General features: G+C 69.5%; 14 protein-coding genes and 1 pseudogene. 7 read left to right on the top strand and 8 right to left on the bottom strand.

Translation table 11 applies throughout. From position 1 onward, the window contains the following. Positions 1 to 109 precede the first annotated feature (109 nt). The 5 genes from ACFU53_RS23270 to ACFU53_RS23250 form a co-directional block, all read right to left on the bottom strand. A complete protein-coding gene (locus tag ACFU53_RS23270; protein ID WP_383995527.1) occupies positions 110 to 1540 on the bottom strand; it encodes a cytochrome in 1431 nt (476 codons plus the stop codon). A 142-nt stretch (positions 1541 to 1682) separates the two neighbouring features. Then, a complete protein-coding gene (locus tag ACFU53_RS23265; RefSeq protein ID WP_383995524.1) occupies positions 1683 to 3932 on the bottom strand; it encodes a HelD family protein in 2250 nt (749 codons plus the stop codon). Between the two features lie 163 nt (positions 3933 to 4095). After that, the gene (locus ACFU53_RS23260; RefSeq protein WP_383995521.1) at positions 4096 to 4410 is read right to left on the bottom strand and encodes a thioredoxin family protein; all 315 of its coding nucleotides are present in this window, start codon (positions 4408 to 4410) and stop codon (positions 4096 to 4098) included. Positions 4411 to 4424: 14 nt separating this feature from the next. Beyond that, positions 4425 to 4853: a MerR family transcriptional regulator gene (locus ACFU53_RS23255; protein WP_383995519.1), complete on the bottom strand. Its 429-nt coding sequence runs from the start codon at positions 4851 to 4853 to the stop codon at positions 4425 to 4427. A gap of 306 nt (positions 4854 to 5159) precedes the next feature. After that, positions 5160 to 6563, bottom strand: a complete 1404-nt coding sequence (locus tag ACFU53_RS23250; protein WP_383995516.1) for a cation:dicarboxylate symporter family transporter — start codon at positions 6561 to 6563, stop codon at positions 5160 to 5162. Between the two features lie 487 nt (positions 6564 to 7050). On the opposite strand from ACFU53_RS23250, the gene ACFU53_RS23245 reads away from it, so the two are divergent. Both ACFU53_RS23245 and ACFU53_RS23240 read left to right on the top strand, forming a co-directional pair. Continuing rightward, the gene (locus ACFU53_RS23245; RefSeq protein WP_383995513.1) at positions 7051 to 8772 is read left to right on the top strand and encodes an ATP-binding protein; all 1722 of its coding nucleotides are present in this window, start codon (positions 7051 to 7053) and stop codon (positions 8770 to 8772) included. Further along, positions 8769 to 9455 carry a response regulator gene (locus tag ACFU53_RS23240; protein WP_383995510.1) on the top strand — a complete coding sequence of 229 codons (687 nt, stop codon included), beginning with the start codon at positions 8769 to 8771 and terminating at the stop codon, positions 9453 to 9455. The genes ACFU53_RS23245 and ACFU53_RS23240 overlap by 4 nt, the downstream gene beginning before the upstream one ends. 50 nt (positions 9456 to 9505) lie before the next feature. Here the strand turns inward: ACFU53_RS23240 and ACFU53_RS23235 are convergent. Beyond that, positions 9506 to 10085 (bottom strand): annotated as a pseudogene (locus ACFU53_RS23235) (hypothetical protein). Positions 10086 to 10234: 149 nt separating this feature from the next. Here ACFU53_RS23235 and ACFU53_RS23230 point away from each other — a divergent pair. From ACFU53_RS23230 to ACFU53_RS23220, 3 genes are read left to right on the top strand one after another with little or no spacing between them, the layout of a single operon-like run. Next, positions 10235 to 11641 (top strand): extracellular solute-binding protein, encoded by a 1407-nt coding sequence (locus ACFU53_RS23230; RefSeq protein ID WP_383995507.1) that lies wholly within the window; start codon positions 10235 to 10237, stop codon positions 11639 to 11641. A 10-nt stretch (positions 11642 to 11651) separates the two neighbouring features. Further along, positions 11652 to 12542, top strand: coding sequence for a carbohydrate ABC transporter permease (locus ACFU53_RS23225; RefSeq protein WP_383995504.1), 891 nt, complete (start codon positions 11652 to 11654; stop codon positions 12540 to 12542). Positions 12543 to 12547: 5 nt separating this feature from the next. Next, positions 12548 to 13399 carry a carbohydrate ABC transporter permease gene (locus ACFU53_RS23220; protein WP_383995501.1) on the top strand — a complete coding sequence of 284 codons (852 nt, stop codon included), beginning with the start codon at positions 12548 to 12550 and terminating at the stop codon, positions 13397 to 13399. Between the two features lie 96 nt (positions 13400 to 13495). Here ACFU53_RS23220 and ACFU53_RS23215 read toward each other — a convergent pair whose 3' ends face one another. Further along, positions 13496 to 13951, bottom strand: coding sequence for a PPOX class F420-dependent oxidoreductase (locus ACFU53_RS23215; protein ID WP_383995497.1), 456 nt, complete (start codon positions 13949 to 13951; stop codon positions 13496 to 13498). A gap of 136 nt (positions 13952 to 14087) precedes the next feature. On the opposite strand from ACFU53_RS23215, the gene ACFU53_RS23210 reads away from it, so the two are divergent. Beyond that, entirely contained in the window at positions 14088 to 14855 is a 768-nt protein-coding gene (locus tag ACFU53_RS23210; protein WP_383995494.1) for a helix-turn-helix domain-containing protein, read from the top strand. 27 nt (positions 14856 to 14882) lie between these two features. Here the strand turns inward: ACFU53_RS23210 and ACFU53_RS23205 are convergent, their stop codons facing one another. After that, the gene (locus ACFU53_RS23205) at positions 14883 to 15908 is read right to left on the bottom strand and encodes an ATP-dependent 6-phosphofructokinase (RefSeq protein ID WP_383995491.1); all 1026 of its coding nucleotides are present in this window, start codon (positions 15906 to 15908) and stop codon (positions 14883 to 14885) included. A gap of 265 nt (positions 15909 to 16173) precedes the next feature. On the opposite strand from ACFU53_RS23205, the gene pta reads away from it, so the two are divergent. Beyond that, a complete protein-coding gene (pta, locus tag ACFU53_RS23200; RefSeq protein ID WP_383995488.1) occupies positions 16174 to 18258 on the top strand; it encodes a phosphate acetyltransferase in 2085 nt (694 codons plus the stop codon). Positions 18259 to 18261: the final 3 nt, after the last annotated feature.

The raw sequence follows: 18261 nt of genomic DNA, 5'->3' as shown, positions 1-18261 counted from the left end.
GCCCCCACCCACCCACAGCCAAAGAACCCACCCCTCGGGGTGGAAGGGGCAGCGCCCATGGGGATGGGACGGGTAGGGGCGGCGGGGGCGAAAAGGCACCCGGGCGCCGTCAGCCGCCCTTACGCCCCCCGAACATCATCCGCCGCAACGCCCCCAGCAACCCACTCCCCGACCGCTCCCCCACCGCCGGCCCGGCACTCGGTGCCACCGGCGGCGCGACCTCGTCCCCCCGCCGAGCAGCCGGCACCCTCGCCGTGCTGTGGGCGCTCAGTTCATAGCGGACCGGCAACAACCGCAGCCCCCGCACCACCGGCCCCGACCGCCACGGCAACTGATCCGGCGGCAACGTGAGTTCCGCGCGAGCGAAGTGGTCGAAGACGCGCCCGACCGCGGTCGTGACGATCGTCCCCGCGAGCTCGCGCGCAGGGCTGGGGCACTGGTGCGGCCCGGCCCCCCACGCGAGATGCGCCCGCGTACTGATGGTGGAGTCGACGATGTGGGACGACCCGATCTCCAGCAGATCCCGGTGCGCGGCCGCGACGGACGGCGACACGATGTCCCCGGCCCGGATCCAGAAGTTCCCGAGTCGCACATCACGCGCCGCGAACCGGAAGCAGAGGTTGGCCGTCGGCGGATTCACCAGCGCCGCACGGTTCACGGTCTCCCCGAGCTGCCCGTCGGACAGGCTCCGCCGGACGGTCGCATTGCCCCGCAGCACCTCCAGGATGGTGTTGCAGACCATGTTCCCGGTGATGTCGTTCAGATAGACCGCGTTCATGAACAGCTCGCGGCCGAGCTGTTCGTCGCTCAGCGAGGGATCGGACAGCAGCATGTAGGAGGTCAGGTCCTCGCCGGGACGCCACCGCCGATGAGCCGCCAGCCGGGTCATCGCGTCCAGCGCCCGCCCGGTCGCCGGCCCGGCGTCCGGCCCGCCGTCCAGCATCCGCCACAGGTCCATGACCATCTCGTCGCCGAGTTCGACGGGACAGCCGAACAGCTTGGTCGTGACCATGAGGAGCAACGGCCGGGTGTACTGCGCCGCGAGATCGGCGAACCCGTTGGTCCCGGACTCGGCAGCGAGCATGGCGATCAGCTCGTCGGCGTACCGCGCGACGGCCGCCCGCAGCTCCCAGCCCTCGGGGGAGTGCCCGTCCTGGAAGGGCCGCATCGCCGAGTGGTAGCTCAGCCGGGCGTGCCGGTGTTCCTCGTCGTCGAAGAACATGGTCTGCCGGACCTCGTACCCGGCGAGGAGCGGCCAGTCCTTCGGCAGCCGCCCCTGCGCCCGGGCCCGCCAGTGCCGTACGTCGCGCCGCCAGACGCTCTCGTTGCGCAGGACCTCCAGCACCTCGCGGTAGTCGAGAACCAGCCACGCCGGCACCCCCATCAGCCCCACCGGTGCCACGGGGCCGTACGTACTCCGCAGTCGCTCGTAGACGCTGCCCGGGTCCACATCGAACTCCGAGGTCAGCAACGGCTCCACGGGCAGCGATTCCAGGCCGGGGCTGCCGGCCGGAGCGGCCGCGAACGGATGTGTTTCCATGACCGACACGCATACCGCATGAAGCAAGCACGAGCAGTGACGATGACGGGAACTGTTACGGCTTGGTGATCCCTGTTGCACCTGTGGTGACGGTGCCGAGGACAGCGGCCCGCCGGGCGACGCCCGGCAGGGCACCGCCCGGCTACTTCAGGCCAACCGCCGACAACTCCCCCAGCGCCTGAGGCAGTTCCTCCGTGTGCACCACGCCGAGCGCCTGGGTCGCCCGCGTCAGCGCGACGTACAGGTCACTCGTGCCGAAGCGCCCCGGCTCGACGACGAGGACGGAGTCGAACTCCAGGCCCTTGGCCTGCCGGGGGTCGAGGAGGACGACGGTCCTGGTCAGGTCGGGTTCCGCGCCCGCCGTCACCCCGTCCAGCCGGGCCGCGAGCGCCCGGTGCAGCTCGCGCGGCGCGATCACCGCGAGCCGCCCCTCGGCGGGGGTCAGTTCGGCCGCCGCCTTGGCCACCTGCGCGGGCAGTTCCTTCGCCGCCGCGCGGCGCGCCCAGGGCCGTACGCCCGTCGACCGCACGGAGCTGGGCGGCTCGAAGTCCGGCCGCTCGGCGCGTACGACACCGGCCGCGACCGCCATGATCTCGGCGGGAGTGCGGTAGTTGACGCCGAGCCGGGTGTGTTCCCAGCGGTCCTCGACGTACGGGGCGAGGATGTCGGCCCAGGAGCCGACGCCCGCGGCCTCCGCCGTCTGGGCCGGGTCGCCGACGAGGGTCATCGAGCGGGTCGGCGAGCGGCGCATCAGCAGCCGCCAGGCCATCGGCGACAGTTCCTGCGCCTCGTCGACGATGATGTGCCCGAACGCCCAGGTCCGGTCGGCAGCCGCCCGCTCGGCGGCGCTGCGGTGGTCGTCCTCCTCGTGCCGCTCCGCGAACCGCTCGGCGTCGATGATGTCGTGCGCGGACAGCACCTCCGAACCGTCGGGGTCGCTGTCCTCCTTGTCCTCGAACTCGTATGTCCGGGATGCGTACGACACCTCCAGCACGCCCTGCGCGTACGCGATCTGGGTCTCCCGCTCGCGCTCGGCCCGGGCCCGGGCCAGCCGGTCGTCCTCGCCGAGGAGTTCGGCGGCCTCGTCGAGCAGGGGTACGTCGGCGACGGTCCACGCCCGCGTGACCGGACGGCGTACGGCGTCGGCGTCCTCCTTCGACAGGTACGCGTCCGGCTCGGCGAGGAAGTCGGCGATCAGACGGCGCGGGGTGATCCGGGGCCACAGCCGGCCGATGGCGGACCAGACCTCGGGGTTCTCGGCCAGTTCGTCGCGGATCTGGGTGATGTCACTGGCGTCGAGGAGGTTGGCGCCGTCGTAGGGGTCGGTGCCGATGCGCTCGGCGACCATCTCCGTGAGGGTGTTGAGGATGTAGCCCTCGAAGTGCTCGCGGGCCGCGTTGTGCGGGAGCTTCGCCTCGCGGGTGCGCTCGCGGGCGACCCGTACCAGGTCGTCGTCGAGCATCAGGATCTCCCGGTCGTGTTCGATGGCGATCACCGGGTCGGGCAGCGTCTGCCGGTCCCGTACGACGGTCGCGAGCACGTCGGCCATGGCGGCGCCGCCCTTCACCCGGGCCGCCGCCGGGGTGTCGGCCGCGGTCGCCCGTACGCCGGGGAACAGCTCGCCGACGGTGGACAGCAGCACACCCGTCTCGCCCAGCGAGGGCAGCACCTCGCCGATGTAGCCGAGGAAGGCGGGGTTGGGGCCGACGATGAGGACGGCGCGCTTGGCGAGCAGTTCGCGCTGCTCGTAGAGGAGGTAGGCGGCCCGGTGCAGAGCGACAGCGGTCTTGCCCGTTCCGGGGCCGCCCTCCACGACCATCACCCCCTGGTGCGGGGCGCGGATGATGCGGTCCTGCTCGGCCTGGATGGTCTGCACGATGTCGCCCATGCGGCCGGTGCGGGCGGAGTTGAGGGCGGCCAGCAGAACGGCGTCGCCGGTGGGGTCCTCGTACCCGGTGCGGGTCTCGTCGCCGAGGTCGAGGATCTCGTCGTGCAGGGCGGTGACCCGGCGGTCCTCGGTGGTGAGGTGCCGGCGGCGGCGCAGGCCCATCGGGGTGTGGCCGGTGGCGAGGTAGAAGGGGCGGGCGACGTCGGCGCGCCAGTCGATCAGTATCGGGGTGAGCTCGGTGTCGTCCTCCCGCAGTCCGATCCGGCCGATGTGGTGGACGCCCCCGTCGGCGAGGTCGAGCCGACCGAAACAGAGCGAACCGTCGACGGCGTTCAGCGCGGCCAGCAGCCCCGAGCGCTCGGCGACGAGGATGTCCCGCTCCAGCCGGGCCTGCATGGGCGTGTTGCCCTGGGCGAGCGCGTCCGTGACCGAACCCTCGGTCGCACCGCGCAGGGCGTCCACGCGGGCGTACAACCCGTCGATGAATTCCTGCTCGCGCCGCAATTCATCTTGCGAAAAGCCGGTGTTTGACAATTCCACTCCCGCCCGGATATACTGTGCTCACTGAACTTCTTTGCGACCCAATCTTCTTGAAGTCGCGAACCATTAAATATACGCAGGAAAAGCCCCCGAGCACAATTGCTCGGGGGCTTTTCTCATCCGGGCGTCAGAGCACGTCGTCCAGTTCCTCCAGCAGCCGCCGCTTGGGCCGCGCTCCCACCATGGCCTTCACCGGCTCACCGCCCCGGAACACCATGAAGGTCGGCATCGACAGGACCTTGTACGCGTTGGTGGTCTCCGGATTGGTGTCCACGTCCAGCTGCACCACCTTCAGCCGCTCCCCCTCCTCCGCGGCGAGGGCACTGAGCACCGGCCCCATCTGCCGGCACGGCGGACACCAGTCGGCCGTGAACTCCACGAGCACCGGCAGCTCCGCCCCGATCACCTCCGCCTCGAAGTCCGCGTCCGTCACCTCGGCCACACCCGCCGCCCTGATCACAGCTCCCCGCCTCCCAGCTCACACCCCGGCTCCGGACCCCCCGGAACCTCCGCCTCGGCCGCCAGCCGCTCCCGCGCCAGCTCCGCCCGCGTCAACTGCTCGCCCACCTGGGCCCGCACCGCCGCCAACTCGCCGATCAACGCGTCGAGTTCGTCCAGCTTCCGCCGGTACACCGCCAGCGACGCCGGGCACGAGTCACCTTCCGGATGCCCCGCCCGCAGACACTCCACGAACGGCCGCGTCTCCTCCAGGTCGAACCCGAAGTCCTGCAGGGTCCGGATCTGCCGCAACAGCTTCAGATCGTCCTCGTCGTACGTCCGGTACCCGTTCCCGGTCCGCCGCGCGGACAACAGCCCCCGCGCCTCGTAGTACCGCAACGCCCGTGTCGTCGTTCCGGCCCGTGCCGCCAGCTCACCGATGCGCATACGAAGACCGTATTCCTTGACGCCGACGTCAAGGAAAGGGCGAGGCGGGAGACGGCAAAAGCCGAGCGGCCAGGTCTATAGGGGGAGGACCTGGCCGCTCGGTGTTCGGGGAGCTTGTTCAGTTGTTTCGCTCGGTTGTCCGGCTTGGTGGGCCGTACGGCCGGGTCTACGGGGGAGGACCCGGCCGTACGGCGCTGGGGAGGAGGGCCGCAGGCCCTCCAGGAGCGCGGGGAACTGCGCGACCAGCCACACTCGACCGGCGGCTGCAAGAGGGCCGACAGTTCCCCGGCGCTTCCAGGCGGAGCCTCACGCCTTGGCGAGTTCCTTCTCACCGTCAGGCTCAGCCGCAGGCGCCGCCGCGGAGCCGTGCCCGTCATCCAGCAGCGTCTTCTCGTCGAACGGCAGCTGCCCGGCGAGAACCTCGTTCACGCGCTCCTTGTCGATCTCCTTGGTCCAGGTACCGATGAGGACCGTGGCGACCGCGTTGCCCGCGAAGTTGGTGAGGGCGCGGGCCTCGCTCATGAAGCGGTCGATGCCGACGATGAGGCCGATACCGTCCACCAGGGCCGGCTTGTGGGACTGCAGCCCACCCGCGAGGGTCGCGAGACCGGCGCCGGTGACACCCGCCGCGCCCTTGGAGGCGACCAGCAGGAAGAGCAGCAGCGGGATCTGCTCGCCGACCGACATCGGCGTACCCATGGCGTCGGCGATGAACAGGGACGCCATGGTCATGTAGATCATGGTGCCGTCGAGGTTGAAGGAGTAGCCGGTCGGGACGGTGATACCGACGACGGGCTTGCTGACGCCCAGGTGCTCCATCTTCGCGATGAGGCGCGGCAGCGCCGACTCGGAGGAGGAGGTGGACAGGATCAGCAGGAACTCACGGCCCAGGTACTTGAAGAGCGTGAGGATGTTCATGCCCGCGACGACCCGAAGCAGCGCGCCGAGCACGATGAAGACGAAGAGGAAGCAGGTGATGTAGAAGCCGAGCATCAGCACGGCGAGGCTCTTCAGGGCGTCGATGCCCGCGGAACCGGTCACGGCCGCGATGGCACCGAAGGCACCGATCGGGGCGGCCCACATCACCATCGCGAGGATGCGGAAGACGAGGCGCTGGATGTGCTCGACACCGCGCAGGATCGGCTGACCGGAGTCACCCATGGCCTGCAGCGCGAAGCCGGCGAGCAGGGCGACGAGCAGCGTCTGGAGGACCTCGCCGCCGGTGAAGGCGGAGACGATCGTCGTCGGGATGATGCCCAGCAGGAACTCGGTGGTGTCCTTGGCCTCGGCCGACACCTGCGCCTGACCGGTCTCCTTGATGGCGTCGGTGACCGCGAGGCCGGTGCCCGGCTCGACGATGTTGCCGACGACCAGGCCGATGCTGAGGGCGACCAGCGACATCACCGTGAAGTAGGCGAGGGCGATACCGCCCACCGCGCCGACCTTCGCGGCCTTCCGTACGGAGCCGATGCCCAGCACGATCGTGCAGAAGATGATCGGCGAGATCATCATCTTGATCAGGGCCACGAAGCCGGTGCCGATGGGCTTCAGCTCGACGGCGAAGTCGGGGGCGATGAGACCCACGGCGATGCCGAGGGCCACAGCCACGATCACGGCGATGTACAGGTAGTGCGTGCGGTCCCGCTTGGCGGGTGCGGTAGGTGCCGTATGGGTGCTGCTGGCCACGGCTGCCCTCCTCGTCGACGACATCGTCGGCTCGCTGTTCCGGCGTGCGGCTCACGTCCGGGGGAATTCGGGAGACGATCTCCCGGGGTGGGAACCGGCGGGTTCCCGGGGTGGGAGACCGGCTCCCGGGGTCGGGAGCCGGCGGGCTCCCGGAGCCGGTAGCTGGGGGACTGCCGGCGGTGGGAGCGGGGCTCCCGGGGGGTGTGGGAGCCGGGGCTCCCGGCGGTGGAAGCCGACGGGCTTCCGGGCCGGAAACTTGGCGGCTTCCGGCGGTGGGAGCCGAGGGCTCCCGGTGCGGGGAGACAGGCTCCCAGTGGTGGGAGAGGTGCCTCCCGGTGGTGGGAGACGGGCTCCCGGCGGCTCGGGTTGTGGGGTCCCGGGGCGGGAGTCGTACTCCCTGTCGGTGTCCATGTGCTGGACGAGTCGATGGGGTGACTATCCCCTGCCCTGTGAGGGCGGTCACCCTTCCGTTCATTTAGTTCACGCCAACCCGTCGAGGCAGACTGTTGCCATGCGCGTCACGCCCCGTCTCCGTCCCCGCAGCCTGGCCGGCCAGCTCTTCGCCGTACAGGCGGTGCTGATCGCGGCCGTCGTGGCCGGGTGCGCGCTGTTCACGTACGTCAGCGACCGTACCCAGGCGCAGGAGGCGGCGGGCCGCCAGGCCATGGCCGTGGCGGCCGCGGTCGCCGACGCCCCCTCGGTCCGCGCGGCGATCCGGACGCCCGAACCGACCGAGCAACTCCAGCCGTACGCCACGGAGGCGCAGCGGCACGCCGGCGTCGACTTCGTCACGATCATGACCCGCGACGGCATCCGCTTGACGCACCCCAACCCGGACCGGATCGGCGAGCACTTCCTCGGCCACATAGAGAAGGCCCAGAACGGCGAGTCCTTCACCGAGACCTTCACCGGCACGCTCGGCCCGTCGGTCCGCGCGGTCATCCCGGTCATGGAGAACGGCGAGGTCATCGGCCTGGTCAGCGCCGGCATCAGGGTCCAGGCGATCAGCGACCGCGTCCAGGGGCAGCTCACGGGCCTCGTGGGCGTTGCCGCCGGTGCCCTGGCACTCGGCGGCATGGGCACCTACATCGTCAATGCCCGCCTCCGCCGCCACACGCACAACATGAACACCGCCGAGCTGAGCAATATGCACGACTACCACCAGGCGGCCCTGCACGCCGTACGCGAGGGCCTGCTGATGCTCGACGGCCAGTACCGGGTGGCGCTCATCAACGACGGGGCGCGGGAGCTGCTGGGGGTGACGGACGACGTGGTCGACCGCTCGGTGGCGGACCTGGGCCTGCCGGCGCCGTTGACGGGCGCCCTGCTCTCCTCCGAGCCACGGGTGAACGAGGTGCTCCTCACCGCCGAACGGGTGCTGGTCGTGAACACCTCCCCGGTGTCGGGCGGCCAGCGCCGCGGCACGGTGGTCACGCTTCGGGACGTGACGGAACTCCAGTCCCTCACGGGCGAGCTGAACTCCGAACGCGGCTTCACACAGGCGCTGCGCTCCCAGGCGCACGAGGCCGCGAACCGCCTCCACACGGTTGTCTCGCTCATCGAGCTGGGCCGCTCGGACGAGGCGATCGACTTCGCGACGGCGGAACTGGAGCTGGCGCAGGCCCTGACGGACAAGGTCGTGGCGGCGGTGAGCGAACCGGTGCTCGCCGCCCTGCTGCTGGGCAAGGCCGCCCAGGCGAACGAGCGGGGCGTCGAGCTGGTGGTGTCCGAGGACAGCCGCATCGACGACGGCCTCCTCCCGGAGTGCCTTCCCGCCCGTGACCTGGTCACGGTCCTGGGCAACCTGATCGACAACGCGGTGGACGCGGCGCAGGGGTCGGTGGGGGCGCGGGTGACGGTGACGGCGTACACGGATGAGTCGGATGCACTGGATGACGCGGACGTACCGGCGGAGGACTCCTTGTTGGTGCTGAGGGTGTCGGACACGGGCACCGGAGTGGACCCGGCCCACGCGGAGGCCGTCTTCGAGCGCGGCTTCTCTACGAAGCCGGCGGGGCCGGGCGGACGGGGGCTGGGCCTGGCACTCGTACGGCAGACCGCCCGCCGTCACGAGGGCACACTGACCGTGTCGGAGGCGGCAGGGGGTGGGGCACAGTTCGAGGTGCGCCTGCCGCTGCGCACGACCGGTACCGACAACACGACCGGTACCGACAAGACGGTTCAGGCCGTCCAGGCCCCTCGGGCCGCTGTGGCTGGAGGCGACGACGTATGACCGGTGCCGATCCCATCAGAGTCCTGGTCGTCGAGGACGACCCCGTGGCCGCCGACGCACACATGATGTACGTCGGCCGCGTCCCCGGCTTCACGGCCGTCGGCAAGGCCCACACGGGCGCGGAGGCGCGGCGCGCGCTGGACCGCATGCCGGTGGACCTGTTGCTGCTGGACCTCCACCTGCCGGACGTACACGGCCTGCAACTGGCCCGGTCCCTGCGGGCGGCCGGCCACCACGCGGACGTGATAGCGGTGACGTCGGCGCGGGACCTGACGGTGGTGCGGGAGGGCGTGTCGCTGGGGGTGGTGCAGTACGTACTGAAGCCGTTCACCTTCGCGACGTTGCGGGACCGGCTGGTGAGGTACGCCGAGTTCCACGCGGCGGCCGGCGAGGCGAGCGGCCAGGACGAGGTGGACCGGGCGCTGGCGACCCTGCGGGCGCCTGGGCCGGCGGCCCTGCCGAAAGGGTTGAGCGCGCCGACGCTGGAGCGGGTGACGGTGGCCCTGCGGGACTCGGGCGAGGGCCTGACGGCGGCCGGGGTCGCAGAGGCGGTCGGCATCTCGCGGATCACTGCCCGCCGGTATTTGGAGCACCTGGTGGATGCCGGGCGGGCGGCACGGAGTCCGCAGTACGGGCAGGTGGGGCGGCCGGAGCTGCAGTATCGGTGGGTGAAGGGGCAGTAGGAAGAGGTCCGTCGGGCGGGTCAGTCAGGCGGGTCAGTCAGGCGGGTCAGTCAGGCGGGGTCATCGGGCTGGCGGGCCGGTCGGCCGAAGGGCCGGGCGTAGACCACGACCTGGACGCCGAGCCCGACGGTCATGAGCGCCTCGACGACGGAGAGGGCGACCAGCCCGGGGCTGGTCCTGCCGCTCGCCCGGTAGACGAGCAGCCCGGCGAGCGGGACGACGCAGAAGGCGAGCAGATCGATCCGTACTGTATGGCTTTACGGGTGCGCCTCCGCGCGTCGGCACGGTGTGCCACTTCCCAGTCGAAAACCTTCTCCGCACCGGCGAGGTGAGCGAGCCGCGGCCCGAGGTCCCCCGCACATACGCCCCGATCGCGGAGATCTTCTCGTCGTTGACGAGGTAGGTCCACCCGAGCACGACACACACAGGCGGCAGCGCGAGCAGCATGGCGGGCTGCTCGGCCTGCGCGGACGCGGCGATGACGGCCGCGAGGACGGTGAGGGTGACGTACAGCAGATTGTCCCGGAACCCGATACGCGTCTTCTGCTCGTCCTTGACACTCGGATACTCGGCGATCAACAACTGCGCGACCGTGACGTCACGATCGACTCGGTCGGCGGACTCCGGCACGGTGGTCCCTTCGGGCGGGCGGGTCGGGGGCAGGGCGACAACGCAGCCTGTGTTCGGTGCAGACACATTGACCTGACTAGACCACTCCTCGTACCGTCACCGGGCACCCACCCAGGCCACAACGACGTAGCCAGCAGGAGGTCGTGCCCGTGCGCCCCACCGCACCCCACCCCCGCCGATCCCACCTCCGCCTCCTCCTCACCGCAGCCCTGGCGATCACCGCCCCCGGCGCACTCACCGCCTGCGGCAACGGCTCCGGCAGCGACCCGGACACGGTGGAGGTCTCCTACAAACAGTCCACGGACAACCAGGTCCGCGTGATGGACACCTTCCTCGCCGACGTGAAGAAGCAGTTCGAGAAGGCGAATCCGGGCAAGAAGGTGAAACTCGTCCCGATCAAGGCCCCGGACTCGGAGTACTACACCAAGGTCCAGCAAATGCTCCGCTCCCCGAAGACGGCCCCGGACCTCGTCTACGAGGACACGTTCCTCATCAACTCGGACATCATGAGCGGCTATCTGAAACCCCTCGACGACTACTTGGCCGACTGGAAGGACTGGGACCAGTTCATCGACACGGCCAAGACCGCGGCGAAGGCCGAGGACGGCAAGACGTACGGCATTCCGGACGGCACGGACACGCGCGGCCTGTGGTTCGACAAGGCGATCTTCGAGAAGGCGGGTCTGCCGGCTGACTGGCAGCCGAAGACCTGGGCCGACATCCTCACGGCAGCCCGCACGATCAAACAGAAAGTCCCCGACGTCATCCCCCTGAACGTCTACACGGGCAAGCCGGCGGGCGAGGCCGCCACCATGCAGGGCTTCGAAATGCTCCTCTACGGCACGGAGGACGCCACGGCCGCCGGTGCGAGCGATCCTCTGTACGACGAGAAGTCGAAGAAGTGGAAGGCCGGCACGCAGGGCTTCAAGGATGCCCTCACCTTCGTGGAAGCGGTCTACAAGGAGCAACTCGGCCCGGAAGTCTCCGACGCCCTCGACCCCAACATCTCGACCCGAGTCCGCGGTGAACTCCTCCCCGAAGGCAAACTCGGCATCAACCTCGACGGCTCCTGGCTCCCCCAGGACTGGCTGCCCGGCAGCGGCCACGCATGGCCGGAGTGGTCGGAGAAACTCGGCCTCGCCCACATGCCCACCCAGAACGGCCAGTCCCCCGGCAAGGTGAGCATGTCCGGCGGCTGGACCTGGGCCATCCCGGACAAGGCCGGCAACCCCGACCTCGCCTTCGAGTTCATCGAGACGATGCAGTCGAAGGCGAACGCCCAGAAGTGGTACATCGCCAGCTCCGGAATCGCGGTCCGCGAGGACGTGGCGTCCGACCCCGCCTACGCGGAGGCCCAGCCCGGCATCAAGTTCTTCACCGACCTGGTGTCGAGCACGCACTACCGCCCCGCGTACCCGGCGTATCCCAAGGTCTCCACTGCCATCCAGGAGGCGATGGAATCCGTGACGACGGGCGACGCGTCAGTGGCGGAGGCGGCGAAGAACTACGACGAGGAACTGAAAACGGCCACGGACGACCAGGTGATTGAAGAGTGAGCCCCCGCTCATGACGAGGCCGGCAGCGAGGACGCCCCATCCCACGGTCCGCTCTCTCACCCGAGTCCTCCCCCTCACCCCCGCCACCGTCCTCCTGCTCCTCTTCCTCGCCGGGCCGATCGCCTACTGCGCGTACATCGCCTTCACCGACCTCCAACTCACCGGCCAGGCCGAGGACTCCTTCATCGGCTTCGAGAACTTCCGCACGGCATTCGGCGACGAGGCCTTCCTCAACGCGGTCTGGCTGACCCTGGTCTTCACGGTGGTATCGGCCCTGCTCGGCCAGAACACGCTGGGCCTGGCTCTGGCGGCCCTGATGCAACGGGCCTCAAAACCCGTCCGCACGCTGGTGGGCGGAATCGTCGTCACTGCATGGGTACTCCCGGAGGTGGTCGCCGGCTTCCTCCTCTACGCCTTCTTCCGTCGCGAGGGCACCCTGAACGCCGTCCTGGACTGGCTCCATCTCCCCACCCAGAACTGGCTGTACACGCTCCCGATCCTGGCGGTGTCGTTCGCGAACGTCTGGCGGGGCACAGCCTTCTCGATGCTGGTCTATTCAGCAGCCCTGAACGAAATCCCGAAGGACATCACGGAAGCGGCGGAGGTGGACGGTGCGGGCGGCTGGCGCCGCATGTGGCACATCACGCTCCCGATGATCCGCCGCTCGATCGGCACGAATCTGATGCTCATCACGCTTCAGACACTGTCCGTCTTCGGCCTGATCTGGGTGATGACGAGGGGTGGCCCGGGCGGCAAAAGCCAAACGCTCCCCTTGTTCATGTACGAGGAGGCTTTCCAGAAAAGCATGATCGGATACGGCACGGCGGTGGCGCTGTTGCTGCTGGTGGTGGGTTCGCTGTTCTCGGTGATCTACCTGCGGCTGCTGCGAACGGAGGTGTGAGTTTCGTGCCCGTGAAATCCCGAACTTCCGCCTCCCGCCGCACGGTCCGCCACCGCCTGGCCGCCGACGCGGGCCTCCTCGCCGTGGCCGCGACCTTCGTCCTCCCGCTGGCCTGGGTGATCCTCTCGTCGGTGGACCCACAGGCGAACCTGACGGTGAAACTCCCGGACGGCGTGACCCTGGACAACTTCGACGCCGTCCTGACCCCGGAAATCACCTTCACGCCGCTGCTCAACAGCCTGCTGCTGTGCGGCGGAGGGACTGCGTTGACGGTGGTGTGCGCAGCGCTGGCGGCCTATCCGCTGTCGAGATTTCGGTCCCGCCTGAACCGCCCTTTCCTCCTCACGATCCTCTTCGCGACGAGCCTGCCGATCACAGCGATCATGGTGCCGGTGTACGCGCTCTTCGTCCAGGTGAACCTGATCGACACCATGCAGGGCACGATCTTCTTCTTCGCCGCGTCCCAATTGCCGTTCGCGATCTGGCTGATGAAGAACTTCATGGACGGGGTGCCGAAGGAACTGGAGGAGGCGGCGTGGACGGACGGCGCGTCGTCGCTTCAGTCGCTGGTGCGGGTTGTGCTGCCGCTGATGGGGCCGGGCGTCGCGGTGGTGACCGTCTTCTCGTTCGTGATGATGTGGGGGAACTTCTTCGTCCCGTTCATGCTGCTGCTCACACCGGAGCAGATGCCGGCGGCGGTGAGCATCAATGAGTTCTTCGGGAACCGGGGGACGGTGATTTATGGGCAACTGGCGGCGTTCTCGGTGATCTATTCGACGCCGGTGATTCTGCTGTATGTGGGGGTGGCCAGGCGGTTGGGTGGGGGGTTTGCTTTGGGTGGGGCGGTCAAGGGGTGAGAGGGCGGCACGGCGTACGGAGCAACTCCCGTACCTGCGTGAGACAAGGCCGGCCACCTCCCGTAGCCGACCCCCGCCACACGTCACCCCCGGCCCTCACCCCTCCGGTAGAACCCCCGCCCGGAACGGCTCCACCCCCACAACCCGCCGCACCCGCACCGGCTCGATAAGGATCATCAGGCGCCGTTCCCCGGGGAGCAGCCACGGATAGCGGTCCTCCCCGATGTACTTCTGGGTGAGCCGGTCCATGGCGCGCTCCGCCTCCTCCCCCTCCACGAACCGCACCACCCGCCCCCGGATCTCGGCCCGGTCGTAGGGGTTCTGGGGGTCGTGATGGGACAAGGACACCAGGGGGTTGCGCCGCAGGTTCTCCTCCTTCACCCGCCCGACCGACGTGTTGACCATGACGTACTCGCCGCCACCGTCTCCGTCGGCCTCGATGTCCACCCACATGGGTGACACCTGAGGGGCCCCATCCGCCCCCACGGTTGCCAAGTGCCAGAAATTCGGCGCCAGTAGGCGCTCACGTATGTGCCCATCCAGCTTCGTCATGCGGTCATCTCTACCCTGGCATCCGCACCCAGGCCACTCAGATCACACAGATCACAGAAACCGTAGCTTCCTACAATCCGTGATTGTGGCCGAACAGTGCGTAGTCACCGCATTCCCCCACCCCTACGTTGTGCCCGTGCACCGACGCTCAGCCCACGAACGGCAGCCCCAGCAGCTGTACCCGGACCCACAGACCGCCGCCGCCCCCACCCCGCCCTTCAACGCCCCCGCCGCGCGGAAACTCCGTATCGCCCTCGGTATGGGGCCCGAGCACGTCGCCCACGGAATGCGCTCCTCGTACGGACTCCCGTACGTCACCCCGGACCTGGTCGCCGCCTGGGAACGCGGCACGATCGCGCCAACCAGCCCCGAACTCACCGCGCTCACAGGTGTGTTGTGGTGCTCACCCGGCGAACTCATCGGCACGCCCAGGACATTGCGCGAGCACCGCATGGTCCGTGGGATCGCCGCCGAGGACATCGCCCGCGCGGTCGGACTCGAACTCTCCGCGTATCTCCAGATGGAGGAGAGCGAGGAGTGGCGCGGCACCGACCGCCAGTCCGCCGCCCTCGCCGTCGTACTCGACCTCTCGCTCCCCGAACTCGTCGTCGTCACGGGACGCGAGGCGAAGCTCAGGGAACTGCTCCACAGCGCGGTGACCACCCGCTGGCAGGCCCACGCACGCCCGACCGCCAAGCTGCTGTCCCTCGACAGACACCTCGACCGGCGCCTCCTGGAGGACGTCCTCCGGGAGATGCACACCGACTACCAGGGACTCATGGCCGCCACCCTCACCTGGGCCAACGGCACCGCCGCGACCGACTCGGGCGACGTCGGCCGCGACTACCTGGACGGGATCGTCGACCACTTCTGGTCACTGGTCCAGCGAACGACGACGTACTAGGAAAACCTCCCGGAAAGCCCCGGAACCCTAGAACACCGACTCCGCCTCATCCATCCGATCCTTCGGCACCGTCTTCAGCTCGGTCACCGCCTCCGCCAGCGGCACCATCACCACATCGGTGCCGCGCAGCGCGGTCATCCGGCCGAAGTCGGCCCGGTGCGCGGCCTCGACCGCGTGCCAGCCGAAGCGCGTGGCGAGCACCCTGTCGTAGGCGGTCGGGGTGCCGCCCCGCTGGATGTGACCGAGAATGACGGGCTTGGCCTCCTTGCCGAGGCGCCGCTCCAGCTCGTACGCCAACGCCGCGCCGATGCCCTGGAAGCGCTCGTGGCCGAACTGGTCGATCTCGCCGTGGCCGTAGTCCATGGAACCCTCGGCGGGGTGAGCGCCCTCCGCGACACAGATCACCGCGAACTTCTTGCCGCGCGCGAACCGCTCCTCGACCATCTTCACCAGGCTGGCCGGGTCGAACGCGCGCTCGGGCAGGCAGATGCCGTGCGCGCCCGCCGCCATCCCGGACTCCAGCGCGATCCAGCCCGCGTGCCGGCCCATGACCTCGACCACCATCACCCGCTGGTGGGACTCGGCGGTCGTCTTCAGGCGGTCCATCGCCTCGGTCGCGACCCCTACCGCCGTGTCGAAGCCGAACGTCCGGTCCGTCGACGAGATGTCGTTGTCGATGGTCTTCGGGACGCCGACCACCGGCAGGCCCGCGTCCGACAGCATGCGCGCCGCCGTCAGCGTGCCCTCGCCGCCGATCGGGATCAGTACGTCGATACCGAACTGGTGCGCCATGTCCTGCGCGTTCTCGCAGGCCTCGCGGAGGCGGTCGCGCTGGAGGCGGGAGGAGCCGAGGATGGTGCCGCCGCGGGCCAGGATGCCGCTGACGGACTCCAGGTCGAGGTTGCGGTAGCGGCCGTCGAGGAGACCGGCGTAGCCGTCCTCGAAGCCGATGACCTCGTCGCCGTACTGGGCGACCGCTCGGTGCACGACCGACCGGATCACTGCGTTCAGGCCCGGACAGTCGCCGCCTGCGGTGAGAACTCCGATACGCATCGTGCTGTGTCTCCTGCTCGTCCTGATCATCCTGATCGGTGCTGATACTTGTGAGCCAGTCCGATTGTTTCACGGCTCCCAGGGGGTTGCCGCGCCCGTCCGCCCCCGCCCGGCACCACTCCTGGCTGATGGGCGCCTTATCCATGGTCAGAGGTACTGTCAAGAGGGTTTCTGTCCGCCGCGACGGTGATTTTCACCCCCGCCGACCGAACCCGACCTACCGAACCACACGTCCTACACGTCCCACATGAAACGGAGAGCACACGTGACGCGCAGCGTGTACGTGACCGGGATCGACCGCGGCGACGGCCGCCAGGTCGTCGAGCTGGGGGTCATGGAGCTCCTGACCCGCCAGGTCGACCGGGTGGGGGTGTTCCGGCCGCTGCTGCACCACGGCCCGGACCGGCTCTTCGACCTGCTGCGTGCCCGCTATCGGCTCACCCAGGACCCGGCGACCGTGTACGGCATGGACTACCACGAGGCGTCCACCCTCCAGGCCGAACACGGCACGGACGAACTCGTATCCACGCTCGTCGACCGGTTCCATGCCGTCGCGCGTGACTACGACGTCGTCCTTGTCCTGGGGACCGACTTCGCCGACACCCAGTTCCCGGACGAGCTCTCCCTCAACGCCCGGCTCGCCAACGAGTTCGGCGCCTCCGTCATCTCCGTCGTCGGCGGGCGCAAGCAGAACGCCGAGTCGGTCGCCGCCGAGACGCACAACGCGTACCGCGCGTACGAGGGGCTCGGCTGTGACGTCCTCGCCATGGTCGTCAATCGGGTCGCGCCCGCCGACCGCGCCGAGATAGCCGAGCGGCTCGGGGACTCCCGGCTGCCGCTCCCCGTGCCCTGTTACATCGTCCCCGACGAGCCCGCGCTCTCCGCGCCCACCGTCGCCCAGATCACCCACGCCCTCGGCGGCAAGGTCCTCCTCGGCGACGACTCGGGGCTCGCGCGCGACGCGCTGAACTTCGTCTTCGGCGGGGCCATGCTGCCGAACTTCCTCAACGCCCTGACCCCGGGCTGTCTGGTCGTCACCCCCGGCGACCGCGCGGACCTCGTCGTCGGCGCCCTCGCCGCCCACAGCGCCGGCACCCCGCCGATCGCCGGCGTGCTGCTCACCCTCAACGAGCGGCCCAGCGACGAGGTCCTCACTCTCGCCGCCCGCCTCGCGCCCGGCACGCCCGTCGTCGCCGTCGAGACCGGCTCGTTCCTCACCGCCTCCGAACTCTTCTCGATGGAGGGGAAGTTGAGCGCGGCGACCCCGCGCAAGGCGGAGACCGCGCTCGGGCTCTTCGAGCGGTACGTCGACACCACCGAGCTGCGGGGCCGGGTCTCCGCGCCGAGCAGCGACCGCATCACGCCGATGATGTTCGAGCACACGCTCCTCGAACAGGCCCGCTCCGAGAAGCGTCGCGTCGTCCTCCCCGAAGGCACCGAGGAGCGCGTCCTGCACGCCGCCGAGGTACTGCTGCGGCGCGGGGTCTGCGACCTCACTCTCCTCGGGCCCGTCGAGCAGATCCGCAAGAAGTCCGCCGACCTGGGCATCGACCTCGGCAACAGCCAGCTGGTGGACCCGGCGACCTCGACGTGGCGGGACATGTTCGCCGAGAAGTACGCCCAGTTCCGTGCCCACAAGAACGTCAGCATGGAGCTGGCGTACGACGTGGTGTCCGATGTGAACTACTTCGGCACGCTGATGGTCCAGGAGGGGCTCGCCGACGGCATGGTGTCGGGGTCCGTGCACTCCACCGCCGCCACCATCCGGCCCGCCTTCGAGATCATCAAGACCAAGCCGGACGCCGACATCGTCTCGTCCGTCTTCTTCATGTGCCTCGCCGACAAGGTGCTGGTGTACGGGGACTGCGCGGTCAACCCGGACCCGAACGCCGAGCAGCTCGCCGACATCGCCATCCAGTCCGCCGCGACCGCCCGGCGGTTCGGGGTCGAACCGCGGATCGCGATGCTGTCGTACTCCACGGGTACGTCCGGCTCGGGCGCCGACGTCGACAAGGTGCGGGAAGCCACCGAGATCGTGCGTTCCCAGCGGCCCGATCTGCTGATCGAGGGACCGATCCAGTACGACGCCGCCGTCGAGCCGAGTGTCGCGGCGACCAAGCTGCCGGACTCCGAAGTCGCGGGCCAGGCAACGGTGTTGATCTTCCCGGACCTCAACACCGGCAACAACACCTACAAGGCCGTGCAGCGGTCGGCCGGCGCGCTCGCGGTCGGGCCGGTCCTGCAGGGTCTGCGCAAGCCGGTCAACGACCTGTCCCGGGGCGCGCTCGTCCAGGACATCGTCACCACGGTCGCCATCACGGCGATCCAGGCCCAGACTCCCGCCCGGTGAATC

The sequence above is a fragment of the Streptomyces sp. NPDC057474 genome, from assembly GCF_042802555.1.
Taxonomy (GTDB): Bacteria; Actinomycetota; Actinomycetes; order Streptomycetales; family Streptomycetaceae; genus Streptomyces.
This window is presented reverse-complemented; position numbering and strand designations above follow the sequence as displayed.

Excerpts from the sequence above, each read along its gene's own strand:
- ACFU53_RS23270 (WP_383995527.1), bottom strand. The coding sequence starts at position 1,540 with ATGGAAACACATCCGTTCGCGGCCGCTCCGGCCGGCAGCCCCGGCCTG.
- ACFU53_RS23255 (WP_383995519.1), bottom strand. The coding sequence starts at position 4,853 with ATGCGCATCGGTGAGCTGGCGGCACGGGCCGGAACGACGACACGGGCG.
- ACFU53_RS23250 (WP_383995516.1), bottom strand. The coding sequence starts at position 6,563 with ATGTCGTCGACGAGGAGGGCAGCCGTGGCCAGCAGCACCCATACGGCA.
- ACFU53_RS23245 (WP_383995513.1), top strand. The coding sequence starts at position 7,051 with ATGCGCGTCACGCCCCGTCTCCGTCCCCGCAGCCTGGCCGGCCAGCTC.
- ACFU53_RS23240 (WP_383995510.1), top strand. The coding sequence starts at position 8,769 with ATGACCGGTGCCGATCCCATCAGAGTCCTGGTCGTCGAGGACGACCCC.
- ACFU53_RS23225 (WP_383995504.1), top strand. The coding sequence starts at position 11,652 with ATGACGAGGCCGGCAGCGAGGACGCCCCATCCCACGGTCCGCTCTCTC.
- ACFU53_RS23215 (WP_383995497.1), bottom strand. The coding sequence starts at position 13,951 with ATGACGAAGCTGGATGGGCACATACGTGAGCGCCTACTGGCGCCGAAT.
- ACFU53_RS23205 (WP_383995491.1), bottom strand. The coding sequence starts at position 15,908 with ATGCGTATCGGAGTTCTCACCGCAGGCGGCGACTGTCCGGGCCTGAAC.